This is a genomic window from Pseudomonas brassicacearum (genome assembly GCF_003732265.1).
Classification (GTDB): domain Bacteria; phylum Pseudomonadota; class Gammaproteobacteria; order Pseudomonadales; family Pseudomonadaceae; genus Aquipseudomonas; species Aquipseudomonas brassicacearum_D.
Genome location: NZ_MOBK01000112.1, coordinates 1 through 326, shown reverse-complemented (window position 1 = coordinate 326; position 326 = coordinate 1). Strand labels below are relative to the sequence as shown.

1 protein-coding gene is annotated in these 326 nt (G+C 50.9%); it reads right to left on the bottom strand.

Going from position 1 to position 326, the window contains the following annotated elements; all coding sequences use genetic code 11:
* On the bottom strand, positions 1 to 184 hold a 184-nt coding region (locus BK660_RS30300; protein ID WP_311202919.1), incomplete at its 3' end, for a motility-associated protein.
* Between the last annotated feature and the right edge of the window lie 142 nt (positions 185 to 326).

Sequence of the window (326 nt, the reverse complement as noted above, 5' to 3'; positions counted from 1 at the left end):
AGGCTTTCCTAAGAACGTTTTTGACCACGTGGCCAGGGTTGGCTTGCAGGAATGCGCCAAAGGCTGCACCACCGATAATCATAACCTCGAAAGGCTGGATAAGGGCAGCAATCTTGCCGTGGGAGAGCACGTACGCGCCGAGCACGCTCGCGAATACGACAATGATGCCGAGAATTTTAGCCATAGGTAGGAGAGCACTTACTGAGTCGGGTTCAAGGTCATATTCGGAGGTCGAAAAATCTCTTCTTCTCCTTATCGGCAAAACTGCGACAGACTATAGCCCGTTCAAGCGAAAAGCTAATTTAGCCTACGCCGGGCATAGGTAA